Consider the following 16,699-nt stretch of genomic DNA (forward strand, 5'->3'; position numbering starts at 1 on the left):
ATCTAAACTGTATCAACAAAATTCCGTTCTACCTTGTTAAATATTACGATACCCACTATAAAAAGAACAGCAGTTATACCGGTTGCATAGGCCAAGCCATTCCAGCTAAAACTCCCTTCTCCTAAAAAGCCATATCTAAAGGTTTCTATAATGGGTGTCATCGGATTGTATTCGATAATCCAACTGTATTTAGGATATTTTTCTATTGCGGTAGATAGTGGGTAAATCACAGTGGTTGCATACATCAACAATTGAACGCCAAAGCCAATTAAAAAAGCAAGATCTCTGTATTTGGTTGTCATGGCAGAAATAATCATGCCAGCGCCTAAGCCTAAAAAGGCCATTAACATTAACAATAAAGGAAACAATAAAATGGCCCAAGAGATTTGGATGTGGGCCCCAGAAAGATAGTAATAGCCCATGAAAAGTAAAAACAACATCAATTGCACACCAAACCTCACTAAATTACTTACCACAATACTTAGGGGCATAATTAATCTTGGAAAGTAAACCTTGCCAAAAATACCTGCGTTGTCTTTAAAAACTGATGACGTTTTATTTAGGCAATCAGCAAAGTAATTCCAAGCGGTTATTCCTGCCATGTAAAATAAGGGTTTGGGCAAGCCATCAGTAGAAATTCCAGCTAGGTTTCCAAATATAAAGGTGAAGATGATGGTGGTAAATAAGGGCTGGATAAAGAACCATAGCGGGCCTAGGATGGTTTGTTTGTAAAAGGAAACAAAATCTCTACGAACCAACAGCAACAAGAGATCCCGATAGGCCCAAACTTCACCCAATTTTAAATCAAATAGCGTGGTTTTTGCTTCAATCGTCCAGTCGTGTTCGTGCTCGTTCATTGGGTTAGTCATCGCTGTTTTAGGCATCAACAAATTTTTTTCCGGTGGTTCCGGTAGAAATTAATGACGATATTGCTTTTTTATATCTACCATAGTTAAACACTTCGATACAATCACACTGTAAGTTAAGCTTATCCGCTTTCGTTTGTGGGTGATCTAAAAAGTATTGTATTTTCTCTTCTATATCTTTCAAGTTATCTGGATCTACCAAAGCACCCAGTCTTCCATTTCTCAACGCATCTACACTGCCATCTTTATTGCCCGCAATTACTTGTAATCCGCTTGCAATGGCTTCTATAAAAACAATTCCAAAACCCTCTTTCTTACTCGGCATAATAAACATATCAGATAGTAGGAAATGGTCGGTTACTTCTGCTTCATCAACAAAGCCAATAATCCGAATTCGTTTTTCTAGATGATGCTTTTTTATCAGTTGGTCTAGTCTGCGCTTTTCGAGATTGTCCCATTTGCCTCCTAATAAGTAAATTAGGTCTGGGTGTTTTTCCAACAGGGAGGGAAGGAGTTCGATATTGTGATCGTATCCTTTGTATTTTTCTGATGATGATAATCTGGAAAGCGAAAATAAGATGATATTTTTTTCGCTTAAGTGGTATCGATCTAACAAGAATTTCGGTTTGTCAAAATTTTTTGAGATGTAATAAAACGGATCCAAGCAGTTGTTTAAAACTTCCAACTGTGCCTCGGGTATGCCGTGTATATTGTGGATTTTGCTTGCTGTAAAATGACTTACGCAAATAATCTTATCTAAACTTTTAAGCACACTCAGTTTTGCTTCTGGCAGTGTTCGCCAAATTTCTATGCCGTGGGCAATGAGGTAAACCCTTTTTTTGGGTTGCAGTTTTTTAATTAAATAGCCTACATTGAGCAGGTTGATGTGGCTGAGCACAATCACATCAGATTGTAAACCTCTAATTAAGGCCTTTAGTACAAAATATTTTCGATTGAAGTTAAAGCCCCTAAATTGATTCTTACTTAGGTATCTAGAGTCGCGTTCGGAGTTTCGATCGTACATGGAATACACACAAGGCTCTACCTTTTTTTCCTCACTCAAATCATAAAAAACGCGACATAGGGTACGACAAACCTTTTCTATACCGCCCGTAAAGCCAAATGTTTTTAAAGTTAGAAAGAGAACTTTAGCTTGCATGAAAGATTCGGTAAAGTGCAAATGCTGAAGACCAATGCAGATTATTATCGCCAAAGGTTTGCATTAAGCCCTTAGCTCTTTTGTTTGTGTAGCGATCTGGATCGGAAATATCTCTATTTTTTCGCATCCATTCTTGAAAAGGAAAAGTAAATCCCATTTTAGATCGGTTCCAGGTTTCAACAGGCAAATCGTCTTTGTAAGCTTCTACCAACAGTTTTTTCTTTTGTTCGTAGCTAAATTTAATCTCATTTGAGATGGAGAGCACCAAGCTCACAAAATTACGATCTAAAAAAGGCACCCTAACTTCAACACCATGACTCATGCTCATAAAATCGGTATCCTTTAAAAGCTGATTTTGCATGTACATATTAAATTCGAACCAACTGGCTCTCGTTTCGTTGCTGGTATTTTTTATGTGTGCATTTATTGGAATATTTTCCAGACACTCGATAACGCTTTTCATGTCAATGTCTAAAAGTTCGGCAATTACATCTGGCGAGTAAACACCCCGCAAACATAAGTATTCACCAATAGGGGAGTCTAGGCTGAGGTAGTAAAGGCGTTTAAGTTTAATGTTTTTAAAGTAACGCATACTTTTTAAACTGCTTTTACTTAACCAATTTAAATTTTGAATTTTATGAATTCTATCAAAAGATGGGTATCCACCAAATAATTCATCGGCACCTAAACCCGAGAGTACCGATTTTATGCCATTTTCTTTGGCGGCTTTGCAAACAAACCAAGTATTAATGCCATCGTTTGTAGGCTGATCCATGTTTTGAATTACTGTATCAAAATTTTGAACAAAATCTCGATAGGTGATGAGCTGCTCGATTTTTGTTGCATTGATTTTATTCAATAAACCCGTTCTCTGCTTATGCTCCGAAAAATCGATTTCATCAAAATTGGCAGAAATACAGCTTAGGTTATCTTGGCTATATTGATTGGCTAGCACCGTAATAATACTAGAATCTAATCCGCCACTAAATAAAACCCCAATATTTGCATCAGATATGAGTTGATGTTGAATAGATTTGCTGAGCTCCTCTCTAATTCTCTTTATTGCATAGTTTTCGTCGGTAATGGAAGAGGAACTTTCAAACTCAAAATAAGAAGTAATCTCGCATTTTGCCGTTCTTAAATCATATCTTAAATAGCTTCCCTTTGCAAAACTGTGGACATTTTTTAATGTGGTATAGGGTTCTGGAATGTGGCCGAAGGCCAAGTAATAGATTTTCCAGTTTTCATCCTCTTGCGTTATGTTTGCATACTGAAAAGCTTTCACTTCAGAAGCGAAAGTAAGCTGACCATTTTCTAGGTGATAATAGAGCGGCTTGATTCCGTTAAAGTCTCTTACCAAATAAACGCATTGTTTGTGCTTATCAAAAATGCTAAAAGCAAAAATGCCATCTAACTTTTCGAAAGATTTTTCGCCCCAGTGTTGATAGGCATATAAAACAACTTCTGTATCGGTTTGCGTTCTGAAGAGAAAACCCTGTGCGATAAGTTCTGCCCTGATTTCTTTAAAGTTATAGATTTCGCCATTGTAGGTAATGGCAAGATTTCCATCTTTGCTTTCCATAGGCTGATGCCCGCCCGAACTTAAGTCTAAAATGGCGAGTCGCCTATTACCCAAGCAAACATGGGCTTCTAAATCGGTGTACACGCCTCCGTCATCTGGTCCACCATGTTGCATACTGTTGCACATGCCTTTAACTCGATGAGCAAGGGTTTCTACAGATTGATTTCGATCAATAATTCCAGCTATACGACACATTTTGCTTTATGATGAAGCCAACTTATAATACTCAACAATTAAAATTTTATCTGGTCTGTACACAGCTTCGCCCTTTCAGTCACATTTTCTTTTAAAAATAGACTTATCTATTATAGGCCACCATTATTGATGGACTAATCACTTCCTTAAATACAACCCACTTTTCAACCCCAGAATGCCTTAAAAACAATCTTTAATTTAGCTCCTAAATGTTTGTGGTTTTAGGGGCAAAATAAAGAAGCTTATTGCAAAGTTTCAATCCATAAGCTACCAATCCATTCGCATTAAAATTTCTCAATAAAGCCCATTGAAGTGTTAATTTCAATGGCGTAACCCATATTTTGCAAACGTAAAATAATACGTTGCTTGTTGTGAATGGAAACCAATTCTGCCAGCATGCCTTTAAATGGGCCAGCTTTTATGATGACCTTTTCGCCAGTTTTGATTGCAAAATCGAATACCTCCAAATCATCTTCAGTAGCCAATAATAATTTTAAATCTTGTATTTGTTTGTCTGGTAAGCTTGCTATATTTCCGGAGAAATAGATAAACCGAGCAATGCCATTAGTCATTAAAACTTCTGCATGCTCCTTGGCCGAAATATACACAAACAGATAAGATTTTATGAGCGGTTCTTTAACAATTTTTTTACGATCGCTCCACTGTTTAAGTGTCTTTTTAAGAGGTAGATAGGCAATAATATCCTTGCGGAGCAGTTCATCGTAAGCTTTTTTTTCTGCCCTCGAACGCGTATAAACTGGATACCACCTATAATTATTGTCAATCATTTTTAAGAAAAAATATCGATTTCAGTTTAGCTTATCTATTGTGCAATTGCTTCGTTTCTTGGTTCATCAACTGAATCTTTGTACTCCTTTTTATCTGCCCGATTTTTTTAGGGTAGGTGATTACTTTTTCCAAAACTCCCACCAACGTTTATCATGGTCGTAGTAACCGCTTCTGCCGTAGCCTGTATAATTAGAGTAATAATAAGTGCCCGTATTACCATAAGCATAATTGGTGGTATAGATATTAGAGTGAAGCTTTTCGTTGCCAAAAGAATTCAGAATAATGGCAATGTTATTTAAACTGTACTCTTTTGATAAGCGATCGGGAATACTGGCAGCTCTATTTTTAGAAACTCCAGAACGTATGATAAATAAATTCACATCGGCTTGCCTAATCAAAGGAATTGAATCAGAAACCAATCCAACAGGGGCAGTATCAATTATGATATACTCATATTTAAGTCTCAATTTGGCGATAAGCTCCTGAATTTGATTGCTGTGCAAAAGTTCAGACGGATTTGGAGGTACAGGGCCAGAGGTGATGTAATCGATGTTGTGTTTTTCGTCACTATGGATAACTTCCTCCAATGTATTTTGTTTGGCCAGATAGGTGCTTAGCCCGGTTTTATTATCAAAACCAAAGGCTTTATGGAGTTTTGATTTCCTTAAATCTGCAGCAATTAAAATAACTTTCTTATCAATTATGGATAGTGTGCCTGCAAGATTTAAACTGACAAAGGATTTGCCTTCTCCAGAAATTTCTGAAGTAACACAAATTACTTTCGTTGCTTTATCGCTCGCCATAAAGCTTAAATTCGTTCTTACTGATCGTACGGATTCTGCAAATATGGATTTTGGCTTTTCGATAGATAGTACGCTTTGATGCTCGAAATCTATTTTTTTAGGATATTTTAAAATCACACCGATAATGGGCGTAGCAGTTATCCCTTCAATCGTCTCAATATCATATAAATAAGGGTTTAACAATCGTGCTGCTAAGATTAATCCTAAGCCTGCAAATAAGCCCATAAACATGTAAGATGAGTAAATTTTACGGGGGATAGGAGAAATGGGATAAAATGACGGTTGTGCCTGCCCAATAATTGTAGCGCCAGAAATTACAGCTGCAGAACTGATCTGTGCAGAGAGTTTACGCTCAAAAAGCATCGAAAACATCCGCTGATTAATGTCGAAGTTGTTTTGCAATTTTGCAAAATCGTTTTGCTTGGATGGGATGGTGCTTAAGGCTTGGTTGGCACTATTAATTTGCCCATTTATGTAATTAATCGTTTTCCGATTTCTTTCGTGAAGCAAACGAATATTGGTGGTAATGGCTTGCTTAATTTCGTTAATCTGACGTTCAATGTCCTTTACCGGTTGTGCTTCTGAATTAAAGTTTTGTAATTTATTTTCTCTTAAAATGATTAAAGCGTTGAGTTGAGAAATTAAAGTTGACACCAGTGTGCTATTGGTTCCTTCAAGATTAAGATTAAACTGAATCTTTTCCTTGTTGTTTTTAATCTGCTCTTCGAGCTGTTGAATGCCCAATTCTTGCAATTGAAGTTGAGCGACTTGCTCTTGTAACTGAGAAAGTTTTGAGCTATTAATCTGCTTATCCGTTACCGGATCAATCACTTTATTATTGGTTTGAAAGCTGGATAATTTACTGCCTACCTTATTCACTTGTCCATCTAAAAAATCAATCTGACTGTTTAGATAATCAATAGTTTGCTTTGCAGATCTTTTTTTAAGTTCAGCATCGTTTTTAACATATTGTTTAATAATCTCATTCAACACATCGGCAGAAAATGTAGGATTACTATCGGTATGTGTAACCCCCATAATATTGGTGTTTTTTTCTTGCTCATAAACGTTTAAGCCAGCCGATGCTCTGCCATACAAATCTCTGATACCGTTAAATTTAAAGCTGTATTTGCCTATTGATGGTATGGCAGATTTAATGGCAAATACCATATTGCCCATGTTAATGGGTTGGTTGTACTTATATTTTTCTTGTGTTTTAAATTGATTGTCACTTGTAGAAATTTCAAATGTGTTGGCATCAAGTGGCTTTACATTATAAGTGGCTCGACTAAAATTTACCGAATCTTGGCTGATGATTTCGACTTCGAAAGGCTTTTTTGGATACAGTTCTGAGGTTCTTACACGGCCTTCCAAATAATAGCTAACCCTATAATTTAGGTTCTTCAAAGCATTTAAAATCACGTCTTCCGAACGCATGATAATGCCCTCTGTTTGAATTTGATTGGTTCCAAAACCTCTGTAAGCCGCTGGAGCACTGGGCAACACATTCATTTGCTGATCGCTGTTATCCAACTTTAGCGAGGCAGAGGTAATGTAAATTGGGGTGATGGTACGTAAATATAGCCAGGCTATTATAAAACTAATGAGCACGCAGCCGGCAACCCAATACCATCTGCTTAAAAAAATCCGTAGAATTTTCCAATAATTAATGGTTTGGTTGGCGAGCTTATTTTGTTCGTTTGGACTATTCTGATTCATTAACGGGTTAGGGTAAATATTAAAACGGCCAAATTAATTACAACGAGGAGCGGTTGTATAACATTGTTGGCGCGTTGCAGTTTTTCGCTCATCGCTTGCGATTTGGTTTGCTGTAAAACAACAATATCATTGTTTTGCATAATGAGCTTTTTGCTGGCCAGGCTATTAATGTCATTTAGATTTACATAGATAATTTCAGGGTTACTTCTATCCCCCCTGATAATTTTTAATGATTTCGGATCGGCAGTTTTGTTAATTCCTCCCGCTTCGCCAATAATATCAATTAATGTTGTGTTGTCTCTTTCCAATAAAAAATTTCCCTGTTTTGCAAACTCGCCCAGTAGTGTAACCTTGAGGTTTACAACGCTAAGTTCGATAATTGGATCTTTTAGGAGTTTTTGTTTATACACATCCTGAATTTTTAAAGCCGCCTCTCTTCGCGTTAAGCCCGCAACCTCAAGCTTTCCAATGGCAGGTAAATTTACCGTCCCATCTAAATCTACAGCATATGAAGAAACATTGCCGCTTGTGCCACTTGATGCTGTTGCTCCAGGAGAAATCGATGCCCCGAATTCGAAATTCTGAACGTTACGAACCGCCAATTGATCGTTCACCTTGATTTTATAGTATGCATCACTAATGCCTTGGTCGTTTACAACATAAACTTGTTTAATCGTATCTGTAAATTGATCTGTTGGGGAATAAAATAGAGTAGATTGCTTGCGGACTGCGCAGGATGAAAGGATACACAGAATAGCTATAAAGACATAAATTATGTGTAGTTGTTTGGTCATAAAGATGACAGTTTAGTTTGATTTTGTAAAGTACAAAAATAGCTTTTAAATTATCTAAAAAAGAAAAATAAAGGCAGTTGTCATACAACTTTGTCTTAAAATATCACGAATACGTTGATAAAAGTCAATACTTATTAGCTTTTGATTGCGTGTACGCTTAACATGCAATGGCCTTAACCTCTTTTCCCCTTCTCCAAATTATCAATATACTTTCTGCGGTTGAGCAGTTGTTCTTAAATCGATGGGATGGGATTTTAGAGCGCAGTTCAACTCAATAAATGCAAAGCGTATGAAAACTTCTATCAGCCAATTATTATTGTTGATAAAAGTCAACACTATTATTCCTCATTTAAATCCATAGAATTTGAAATAGGCTATATTTGATATCACATCCTCCTCAACCTTTCAATTTATTAAGTAATAAAAGGTCAATTTCCAATAGATGAGGAATTTCAAATCTTTTTTGGTGTTTGGTTTAGTTTTTCTTCTGAATCGAAACGCTTCCGCACAAACTGGTTGCATCGGGAGTATAACTGGCGATTTATATCTCACCAATACCACGGGTACAAATTACAATTATGGTGGTACCGTGATTGCTAGCGCCAATATTTATTCAACGTACTGTATCACATCCATCGGCGCAAATGGAACTTGCACGGTAGTAAGTGTTCCATTTTTTGGCTCCGTATCGGGATCCTTAACTACGTATAGTTTGCCTGCTGGATGTTCGTTAGATGGTGATGAATATGTCTTTTCAGGGTTTTCTCTTTTGGTTTTCTGTTTCATCGGAAGACGTGCAAAAAAACGACTCCCTAGTGAATGTTAACGCGTAAGTTTAAAATAGGCATGCTTTTGTAGTATTAATCATATTAGTTGGTATTCTGAGCTGATTTGGGTAAATTTGCATCAAAATCATTTCAATCCCTGTTGTATGAATGTGCTGATAAGAAATATTCTCCGTATTTCGCTTCTATTTTTGTGTTCTATCCCGCTCCATTCCTTTTCTCAATCAGGTACAGGCTGTTATGTTGCCGCCCAAAATACTTTGTATCTCAATACTGGAAACGTTAACAATTGTTCTTTTTACAGAAACTATTGCCCAAATGATGATCCTCAGGGAGAGGTTGTGGCCATATCGGGGTCGAGTACAACCACATGTAATTTTTGTTATTTACAGTCGAGTAGTGGCGTAATTCGCAACTACGCAGTTTATAATTGCACACTAGATGATTACGTTTGGGTTTTACCTGTGATTTTAGGCGCTGCGGGATTTTCGATCTTAAGAAAGAAACTGATTTTCTCCTAAATTGTATCTTTTAAACACGAATGTTTTATCATTAACATCTCTTTATTCATGTAAAAATTATTGCCTTTGCTTTAAGTAAGTGAGCTAAAAATCAATTATATTTACTCTAAATCCTCCTTATTGTTTCGATTATTTCCATGATTAAATAAGCAACTTTTTAATCGATGGGGAATTTCAAGAGTTTTTTAATTATGGGGTTGCTTGCTCTCATGACTAAAAGCGCCTTTGCACAAACCGGTTGCATTGGGAGTATTTCGGGCAAGTTATATACAACCAATACTACTGGTACAAATTATGATTATACTGGAACTGTAATTGCCAGTGCCGCCATTCCTACAACCGTTTGTATTACCTCTGTTGGGGCCAATGGAACATGCACAATCGTAAGTGTTCCATTTTTCGGTACTTTATCTGGCTCTTTAACAACATATTCTGCGCTTTCTAATTGTCCACTAGATGATTATGTAGGATACCTGTTTGTTTCACTTTCCCTTCTTGGCTACTGGTTTATTCGAAAACAATCATATAGGGATATCTGTAGCTAATTAACTTTTTTTAAAAACGAAAATCCAACGGAGCTTTTCTTTCGTATTGTCTGAAGAAAGCCAAAATATTTCTAAAATTAGAATAAAACATTTTAATTTTGAATATTTGCTAAAAAAAAGTAGGATTAAATTTACCATTGTTGTCTGTTTCTTTATGAATAATTTTAGGCTGAGTCTATTCGTGGCTTTGTTTTTTATAACTTTCCATTCGAATGCTCAAACCACTGGGTGCTTAATTAGTAATACGTTTTACACATCTTATTTAGGTATGGTCACCTCGTCCCCAAGTGATAATTCCTTCTCTGGATCTCCAAGAGTTTACGATTTAAATGGAAACAAGTCAGATATCAATTATCAATCCTACGAAATTTGTAATACGGTAAGTTCAAGCAATAATAGCATAACACGATCTGGGCCACTATGCTTCGTAATGTCGAGTACTCAATATAATTCTTATCCGGGTGGGGTTGCCCCAAGTTATCCTGGTAACAACGGAACATTAGAAACCTACACAATAACCATGTGTCCGTTAGATGATTATGTTTGGTTGATGTTGGCTTTGTTTTCAGGTTTGGTTTTCTATCTGTTTAGAAGCAAAGTTGAAATGAACGCCGTACTTCAGCGCTAGTTATAAGAGCTGAACTTGGTTTTAAGTTTATTTATTTTCCCTTATACTGTTTAATTACAGATACAACTCTTTCCAAGTCGTCATTTTCCAATCCTAAGCCAGAAGGTAAGTAGAATCCCCTTCTCGCCAATTTTTCTGCATTTGGGAAAGATTCTTTTTCGAAGAAACCCATTTGTTTAAAAATAGGTTGTTCGTGCATACACCAAAAGAAGGGTCGGGTGGCAATTTTATTTTGATTAAGACAATCTATTAAGCCCTCTTTTTCTTTTTCTGATGGGGCCACCAAGCCAAATACCCAATAGATATTTTCTGCCTGGGCACTTGATTTTTCGGGAAGTAAAAAGCCTTCATCCTTTAAAAAACTTAATTCCTTTTGGTAAAACTCGCCTAACTGTCTTTTTTTGCTTAGGAATGAATCTATTTGTTCGAGCTGGGCAAGGCCGAGCGCAGCTTGCAAATTGGTCATTCTGTAATTCCAGCCCAATTCATAATGTACAAATCTTGGCCCTTCAGGTTCAAAACATAAATTTCTCAATTTTTGGCAGCGCTCGGCAATGGCTTGATTGTTGGTTAAAATTATGCCGCCTTCACCTGTGGTAATATGTTTGTTTGGATAAAAACTGAAGATGGAAACATCACCAAAACACCCACATTTTTGGCCATTGTAGGTTTGCCCATGCACTTCAGCCGCATCTTCAATTATTTTTAAATTATATTTTTTTGCAAGTGAAAGAATAGGCTCTATATCAACCGGTAAGCCATACACATGCACCACAATAATGGCTTTTGTTTTGGCGGTGATTTTACCTTCAATCTCTGTCACATTCATGTTCCAATCTGTTAAACTGCAATCTACTAAAACAGGGATTGCGCCAGCTGTAACTACAGATTGTGCTGGCGAAATGATGGTAAAGGTGGGCATAATTACTTCATCACCTGTACCTATGCCCAATGCTTTTACAGCAATATCCAGCGCGGCAGAGCCATTGCTAACTGCAACGCCATATTTTTGGCCAATATAGGCCGAAAACTTCGTCTCAAATTCTTTTATGAAAGGGCCTTCACTACTAATCCAACCTGTTGTAATGCATTCAGTTAAATATTTAAGTTCGTTGCCATTTAACAAAGGTGTATTAACAGGTATAAATTTCATAAGTACATTATATTTTTTGAAGAACGAAGCACACGCCCCAAGTATCTGCGCCAGGTTGTTTGGCCGTTAAAAATTCGTGATTGGCCACTACTTTAAATCCAGAAACATCAGCCAGTAGTTTAATTTCTGGAATACTGAAATGACGCATTTTATGGATTTCATCAAAGTAAGTGCTCGTGTTCGTCATTTTATCCAATACTTCAATGTGGTAGTTCACATCAATTACGTTGCTGTTCCAATGAATTTCGGGTGTGGCATGCCTAAGCACTTTAATTACTTCGTTTTCAATTGATTTTGTTCTTTTTTCTGGTAGTTGGGTTAAAACCGCAGGGCTGTACCAAATGTCGAATATAAAAATGCCACCTGTTTTTAGACTGTTATTTACGTTTGCGAATGCTTTTTTTAAGTCTTCGTTTGTGGTTAAATAACTCATTACATGGAAAAGAGAAATGGCGACATCAAAATGTTTTAAACCGTTGTAACTTTCAATAGAAGATTGAACAAAGGAAAGATTGGATTTACTTTTGGCGTTTGCAATTTTAATCATCTCCTCGCTTGGCTCTATGCCTACTACGTCAAATCCTTTGGATGCCAATATACTAGCATGTTTTCCCGTGCCCGATCCAAACTCAATAATATTTGTTGTGTGATCTTGATATCGGTTGATCAAATCTAAAATATAATCTACTTCTTGTTCGTAATCTTTGTCTTTGTACAGTAAGTCGTAATAAGAACTGTATATATTAAAAACATCTGGCATGGCTTAGGATTTGAATCTTACTTTATCTTCTTCGCCAACATAAGGCCCTTGTTTAATTTCGATCATTTCCGAATCTTCAAGCATTTCGAAACCATGCCCGCCATTGGCCAACAGAATGACATCGCCAGTGCTTACGATGCGATTTTCAAGATAGCGTTGGGCCTCATCGTAAAAGTTGACCAGAACCTTGCCACTTTTGATATATAGTACTTCTTGAGTTAACACCACTTTTCTTTCTATCAATTTATGAATATGGGGTTCGATTAGGTAACCCTTTTTTCGATTCATATAACCCAGTTGCTGCGAAAAATCATTGGGTGTAAAAAAGCTGATGCCATCTTTTTCATAGTTGGCCCTAATGATAATTGCGAGTAAAATACCCTGATGTTCTATTTTTTCAACCATATAAATCGTTTGCTGATCTGTTTGTAAAAATAGATATTTCTTTTAAAGAATCGTCTGATTGGTTTTTATCTGTTTTAAGGTCAAATCTTAAAATGTAATCGCCATCCCAATACATGTAAGCCATCTCAAAAGTACATTATCCTTAATGTTCATTTTCAGCCTTTTAAGCGATTTTTTACCCTCGTTAACTTGAACAAAACGAACGTAGGTTGTAAGCCTCATAAGCTGTTTTTTTGTTTAAAAATGGTTTATGAAAATTTTTGTAATCTTATTGATTTTCAGTTTGTTTAATTTTGTTTTTATGGATAAGGCCAATAGTCAAGAGTGCCTAATCACCCAAGCGGGGCCTGCGTATAATCGGGTTTATACCTCGCCAAATGTTAATGTGTTAGCTGGTGGATATGCCATGTACAATGCTACGCCTTCAATGTATAGCGAATGTGGTTGGACACCCGTTGGTATTACTGGAAAAGCTTGCGGAGTTTGTAGTTTTTTAGGTGTTTGTGTTGGGGGTACTTGTGCTTGTTTAGGGACAATCTACACGGGTTACGAGGCATCAAGCTTTACAATTATAGATTGCCCGATTGACAACTATACCTGGGCATTCGCCTTATCTTCTGCTGTTATGGGTGTTTTTATGGTTAGGAAAAGAATTGTGTAATTTAAAACTCAATTTTATATTATATTTTTGGATTATTATTTTTTTGGCCAAGGATAAATTTGAATTTAACGATCTCACCATTGCAAACTCATTAATAATAAGGTTAGATTTAGCTTTAAACTTAAATAGCCGTGCCACCGTTTAAATGAAGATATCATTAGTTACCGTTGTGTATAATGGAGAAGCATTCTTAAAGAACTGCATCGAATCTGTTATTGCTCAATCTTATACAGATGTGGAATACATTGTTATCGATGGAAGCTCGGTTGACAGCACCTTAGATATAATAGAAGCGTATCGGCCGCACATTCATAAATTCGTTTCAGAACAAGATAGAGGGCTGTACGATGCTATTAATAAAGGAATTAAGATGGCTAGTGGAGATATTGTGGGGATTTTAAATGCGGATGATATGTTTGCTTCAGATGCTGTGTTAAAACAGGTTGCGGAGGCTTTTATTCAAAACCCACACATCGATGCAGTTTATGGCGATTTGAATTATGTTCACCCACATACTTTGAACATCCTCCGTACATGGAAATCCCGTCAAACCTCTTGGATAGACATTGGAAAAGGATGGATGCCCGCACACCCAACCTTATATTTGAAAAGAACTTTATTTGAAAAATTGGGCCCTTATGCCTTAGATTTAGGAACCACAGCCGATTACGACTTGATTGTGAGGTATTTTTACAAACATAAAATTGTTGCCCAATATCTTCCAAAATTGATGGTGAACATGCGCACTGGCGGGCTAAGCAATAAATCCTTCAATAGTAGATATTTAGCTTTCAAAAATGATTATAAAGTATTGAAAAGAAACGAGATACCCAACCCAATGATCACTATTTTAAGAAAAAAATTTGGCAAACTCTTGCAGTTTATCTAATCATTTAACAGTCATCAGGCGGAGAATTTTTCAATTCAATGAATTTAAAAATGGATAATACTAGTGAACAACATAAAGTACTGCTAATTTTCTTTGATTTATGTCAACCTGTATTATAGCCAACAATTAATGTTTTATGCCTTATTGTTTTATCTTTGACTATCAAACATTCTATATTGCTTAAGGATATTTTAAATACAAACCCAGAGCTATTTTACGGAGCCATTTTTTTTATGGCCTTTGGGATGGTTATGTTCAGCATACCTTCAGTAATCTATACCTCGTTAAAATACAGTCTTTTCGATAAGAACGATTTATATCGGAAAAACCACGATAGAAACATTTCACGTTTAGGGGGCTTGGCCATTGTAGGCAGTTTCACCATTAGTATTCTGCTTTTTTCTACCCTAACCAATTACAAAGAGGCTAATTTTTTAATAACATCTTGTATTTTGCTTACAGCATTAGGGTTAAAAGATGATGTTTATGGCACCAACACCAGTACCAAATTTGCCATTCAAATTGCGGTGGCTGCAATTTTGGTGTTTTTTGGTGGATTCCGGTTAACCAGTTTATATGGCGTACTCAATATTGGCGAAATGAATTTTTTATGGGGCGGTATTTTTTCTTTAATTCTGATTATTTTTTTAAACAATTCTTTCAATTTAATTGATGGTATTGATGGTTTAGCAGGTGTTATCGGTATCATTTCTACACTCACTTTTGGTGTATTGTTTTGTCTTATGCATCAATTGCCTTATGCCTTTATCGCTTTTGCACTTGCTGGCGCAATTGGTGGCTTTTTAAAATACAATTGGTATCCAGCAAAAATTTTTATGGGCGATACTGGGGCGCTCATCATTGGCTTGGTTTCGGCTGCATTGGCCATCAAGTTTATCGAACTTAATAAATTTACCGGGGCAAACCATCCGTCATTTTTTTCTGCTCCGGCAATTGCAGTCTCCATCTTAATTGTTCCAATATTCGATTCGCTTAGGGTTTTCTGCATCAGGCTTTACCATAGAAAATCACCTTTTAAGGGCGATCGAAATCACATGCATCATCGCTTAGAAAGATTGGGTTTAAAACCCAATAAAATAGTGGCCTTAACCGCCAGTCTTAATGTACTCACCATTGGTAGTACGATTGCTTTTCAAACATTGGGTAATTTTTTGCTCATCATCATTCTATTCGGGCTATGCGCATCCTTTAATCTAATCATCACCTTGCAATTGTCTAAAATAGAATCGAATAAAAATCAAGCAAGATCAAATTCAGATGTTACATCTGTCAAATCATCTGCAATTGCCAGTTAATGTGCAGTAGTTCAATGACTAACATCGCAAGGCAAATCTATTTACTTTCACATGGGATTTAACCAATTTCCTCATCCATCAAATATGAAAATAAACACTAATTTTGCGCTCTAAAGTATATAAAATGAGGCTCGCAATTAATGGTTTTGGTAGGATTGGTAGAACATTTTTACGCTTGGCTTTGGCTCAGGGTTTTGATGTTGTAGCCATAAACGACCTCGCTGATGCTAAAACCATGGCTCATTTATTTAAATACGATTCCGTACATGGGGTTTTCCCCGATTCGGTATCAGCGATGCCAGATTGTTTGGTTATTGGGCAACATTCCATTCCTGTTTTCTCAATTAAAGAGGCTGATGAGCTGCCCTGGTCGGCATTGAGGGTAGATTTGGTTGTAGATTGTACAGGGAAAAATTTAACTGTAGAAGCAGCAGAGAAACATTTAACTTCAGGTGCCAGCCAAGTGCTCATTTCGGCCCCCGCGGCTGATGAAATTCCGATGGTTGTTTTGGGTGTGAATGATGATCGTATTGATTTGAGAAGCCCCATCCTGTCTAACGCCAGCTGTACCACCAACAACATCGCCCCGATGATTAAAATTTTAAACGACAATTGGGGTGTGGAAGAAGGTTACATCACCACTATCCACTCGATGACGGGCGATCAAAATCTTCACGACAGTAACCACAAAGATTTACGCAGGGCCAGAGCCGCATCTTCCTCCATTATTCCAACCACAACGGGTGCAGCCAAAGCCATTACCCATATTTTTCCAGAATTGGATGGTAAATTAGGCGGAGCAGGCATTAGGGTTCCGGTTTTAAATGGTTCGCTTACCGATTTTACCTGCTTGTTGAAAAATAAAACAAGCATAGAGCAGATTAATTTGGCTTTTAAATATGCCTCAGAACATGCGCTAAAAAATATTTTAGAATATACAGAAGATCCAATTGTGTCAATTGATATTATAGATAACCCACATTCTTGTATATTTGATGCCCAGCTCACCTCTATTGTTGGCGATTTGGTTAAAGTAGTAGGCTGGTACGATAATGAATATGGCTACAGCAGCCGTTTGATTGATGTTGTAAAAAAGATAGATGCATTAAAGGCCTAGGTCACTCGGTTA

General features: G+C 36.7%; 17 protein-coding genes. 8 read left to right on the forward strand and 9 right to left on the reverse strand.

The window, feature by feature from the left end:
- Positions 1 to 2: 2 nt before the first annotated feature.
- The 6 genes from DHW03_RS16690 to DHW03_RS16715 all read right to left on the reverse strand — a co-directional run bounded on the left by DHW03_RS16690 (position 3) and on the right by DHW03_RS16715 (position 7,907).
- Positions 3 to 884: an ABC transporter permease gene (locus tag DHW03_RS16690; RefSeq protein WP_240618564.1), complete on the reverse strand. Its 882-nt coding sequence runs from the start codon at positions 882 to 884 to the stop codon at positions 3 to 5.
- A complete protein-coding gene (locus DHW03_RS16695; RefSeq protein ID WP_109926983.1) occupies positions 877 to 2,025 on the reverse strand; it encodes a glycosyltransferase family 4 protein in 1,149 nt (382 codons plus the stop codon). The genes DHW03_RS16690 and DHW03_RS16695 overlap by 8 nt, the downstream gene beginning before the upstream one ends.
- Positions 2,015 to 3,802 carry an asparagine synthase (glutamine-hydrolyzing) gene (asnB, locus tag DHW03_RS16700; RefSeq protein ID WP_109926984.1) on the reverse strand — a complete coding sequence of 596 codons (1,788 nt, stop codon included), beginning with the start codon at positions 3,800 to 3,802 and terminating at the stop codon, positions 2,015 to 2,017. Before asnB ends, DHW03_RS16695 begins: the two co-directional genes overlap by 11 nt.
- Positions 3,803 to 4,086: 284 nt before the next feature.
- Positions 4,087 to 4,590, reverse strand: coding sequence for a UpxY family transcription antiterminator (locus DHW03_RS16705; protein WP_109926985.1), 504 nt, complete (start codon positions 4,588 to 4,590; stop codon positions 4,087 to 4,089).
- A 120-nt stretch (positions 4,591 to 4,710) separates the two neighbouring features.
- A complete protein-coding gene (locus DHW03_RS16710) occupies positions 4,711 to 7,113 on the reverse strand; it encodes a GumC family protein (protein WP_109926986.1) in 2,403 nt (800 codons plus the stop codon).
- The gene (locus tag DHW03_RS16715) at positions 7,113 to 7,907 is read right to left on the reverse strand and encodes a polysaccharide biosynthesis/export family protein (protein ID WP_109926987.1); all 795 of its coding nucleotides are present in this window, start codon (positions 7,905 to 7,907) and stop codon (positions 7,113 to 7,115) included. The genes DHW03_RS16710 and DHW03_RS16715 overlap by 1 nt, the downstream gene beginning before the upstream one ends.
- Positions 7,908 to 8,349: 442 nt before the next feature.
- On the opposite strand from DHW03_RS16715, the gene DHW03_RS19355 reads away from it, so the two are divergent.
- The 4 genes from DHW03_RS19355 (at position 8,350) to DHW03_RS16730 (ending at position 10,386) form a co-directional block, all read left to right on the forward strand.
- Positions 8,350 to 8,733 (forward strand): hypothetical protein, encoded by a 384-nt coding sequence (locus DHW03_RS19355; protein WP_165825452.1) that lies wholly within the window; start codon positions 8,350 to 8,352, stop codon positions 8,731 to 8,733.
- Positions 8,734 to 8,838: 105 nt separating this feature from the next.
- Complete coding sequence (locus DHW03_RS16720; RefSeq protein WP_109926988.1) at positions 8,839 to 9,213, forward strand: hypothetical protein; 375 nt, start codon at positions 8,839 to 8,841, stop codon at positions 9,211 to 9,213.
- Between the two features lie 191 nt (positions 9,214 to 9,404).
- The gene (locus tag DHW03_RS16725) at positions 9,405 to 9,758 is read left to right on the forward strand and encodes a hypothetical protein (protein ID WP_165825453.1); all 354 of its coding nucleotides are present in this window, start codon (positions 9,405 to 9,407) and stop codon (positions 9,756 to 9,758) included.
- Between the two features lie 268 nt (positions 9,759 to 10,026).
- Entirely contained in the window at positions 10,027 to 10,386 is a 360-nt protein-coding gene (locus DHW03_RS16730; RefSeq protein ID WP_165825454.1) for a hypothetical protein, read from the forward strand.
- Between the two features lie 31 nt (positions 10,387 to 10,417).
- Here the strand turns inward: DHW03_RS16730 and DHW03_RS16735 are convergent, their stop codons facing one another.
- From DHW03_RS16735 to DHW03_RS16745, 3 genes are read right to left on the reverse strand one after another with little or no spacing between them, the layout of a single operon-like run.
- A complete protein-coding gene (locus tag DHW03_RS16735) occupies positions 10,418 to 11,539 on the reverse strand; it encodes a DegT/DnrJ/EryC1/StrS family aminotransferase (RefSeq protein WP_109926991.1) in 1,122 nt (373 codons plus the stop codon).
- Positions 11,540 to 11,546: 7 nt separating this feature from the next.
- Positions 11,547 to 12,299, reverse strand: a complete 753-nt coding sequence (locus DHW03_RS16740) for a class I SAM-dependent DNA methyltransferase (RefSeq protein ID WP_109926992.1) — start codon at positions 12,297 to 12,299, stop codon at positions 11,547 to 11,549.
- 3 nt (positions 12,300 to 12,302) lie between these two features.
- Positions 12,303 to 12,704 (reverse strand): cupin domain-containing protein, encoded by a 402-nt coding sequence (locus DHW03_RS16745; protein ID WP_109926993.1) that lies wholly within the window; start codon positions 12,702 to 12,704, stop codon positions 12,303 to 12,305.
- Positions 12,705 to 12,954: 250 nt separating this feature from the next.
- On the opposite strand from DHW03_RS16745, the gene DHW03_RS16750 reads away from it, so the two are divergent.
- The 4 genes from DHW03_RS16750 (at position 12,955) to gap (ending at position 16,687) form a co-directional block, all read left to right on the forward strand.
- Positions 12,955 to 13,365 (forward strand): hypothetical protein, encoded by a 411-nt coding sequence (locus DHW03_RS16750; RefSeq protein WP_109926994.1) that lies wholly within the window; start codon positions 12,955 to 12,957, stop codon positions 13,363 to 13,365.
- A 145-nt stretch (positions 13,366 to 13,510) separates the two neighbouring features.
- Entirely contained in the window at positions 13,511 to 14,254 is a 744-nt protein-coding gene (locus DHW03_RS16755; RefSeq protein WP_109926995.1) for a glycosyltransferase family 2 protein, read from the forward strand.
- Positions 14,255 to 14,430: 176 nt separating this feature from the next.
- A complete protein-coding gene (locus DHW03_RS16760) occupies positions 14,431 to 15,570 on the forward strand; it encodes an MraY family glycosyltransferase (protein WP_240618565.1) in 1,140 nt (379 codons plus the stop codon).
- Between the two features lie 124 nt (positions 15,571 to 15,694).
- On the forward strand, positions 15,695 to 16,687 hold the full coding sequence (gene gap / locus DHW03_RS16765; RefSeq protein WP_109926996.1) for a type I glyceraldehyde-3-phosphate dehydrogenase: 993 nt from the start codon (positions 15,695 to 15,697) through the stop codon (positions 16,685 to 16,687).
- The last annotated feature ends 12 nt before the right edge of the window (positions 16,688 to 16,699 follow it).

Source organism: Pedobacter yonginensis (assembly GCF_003173595.1).
Classification (GTDB): Bacteria; Bacteroidota; Bacteroidia; order Sphingobacteriales; family Sphingobacteriaceae; genus Pedobacter; species Pedobacter yonginense.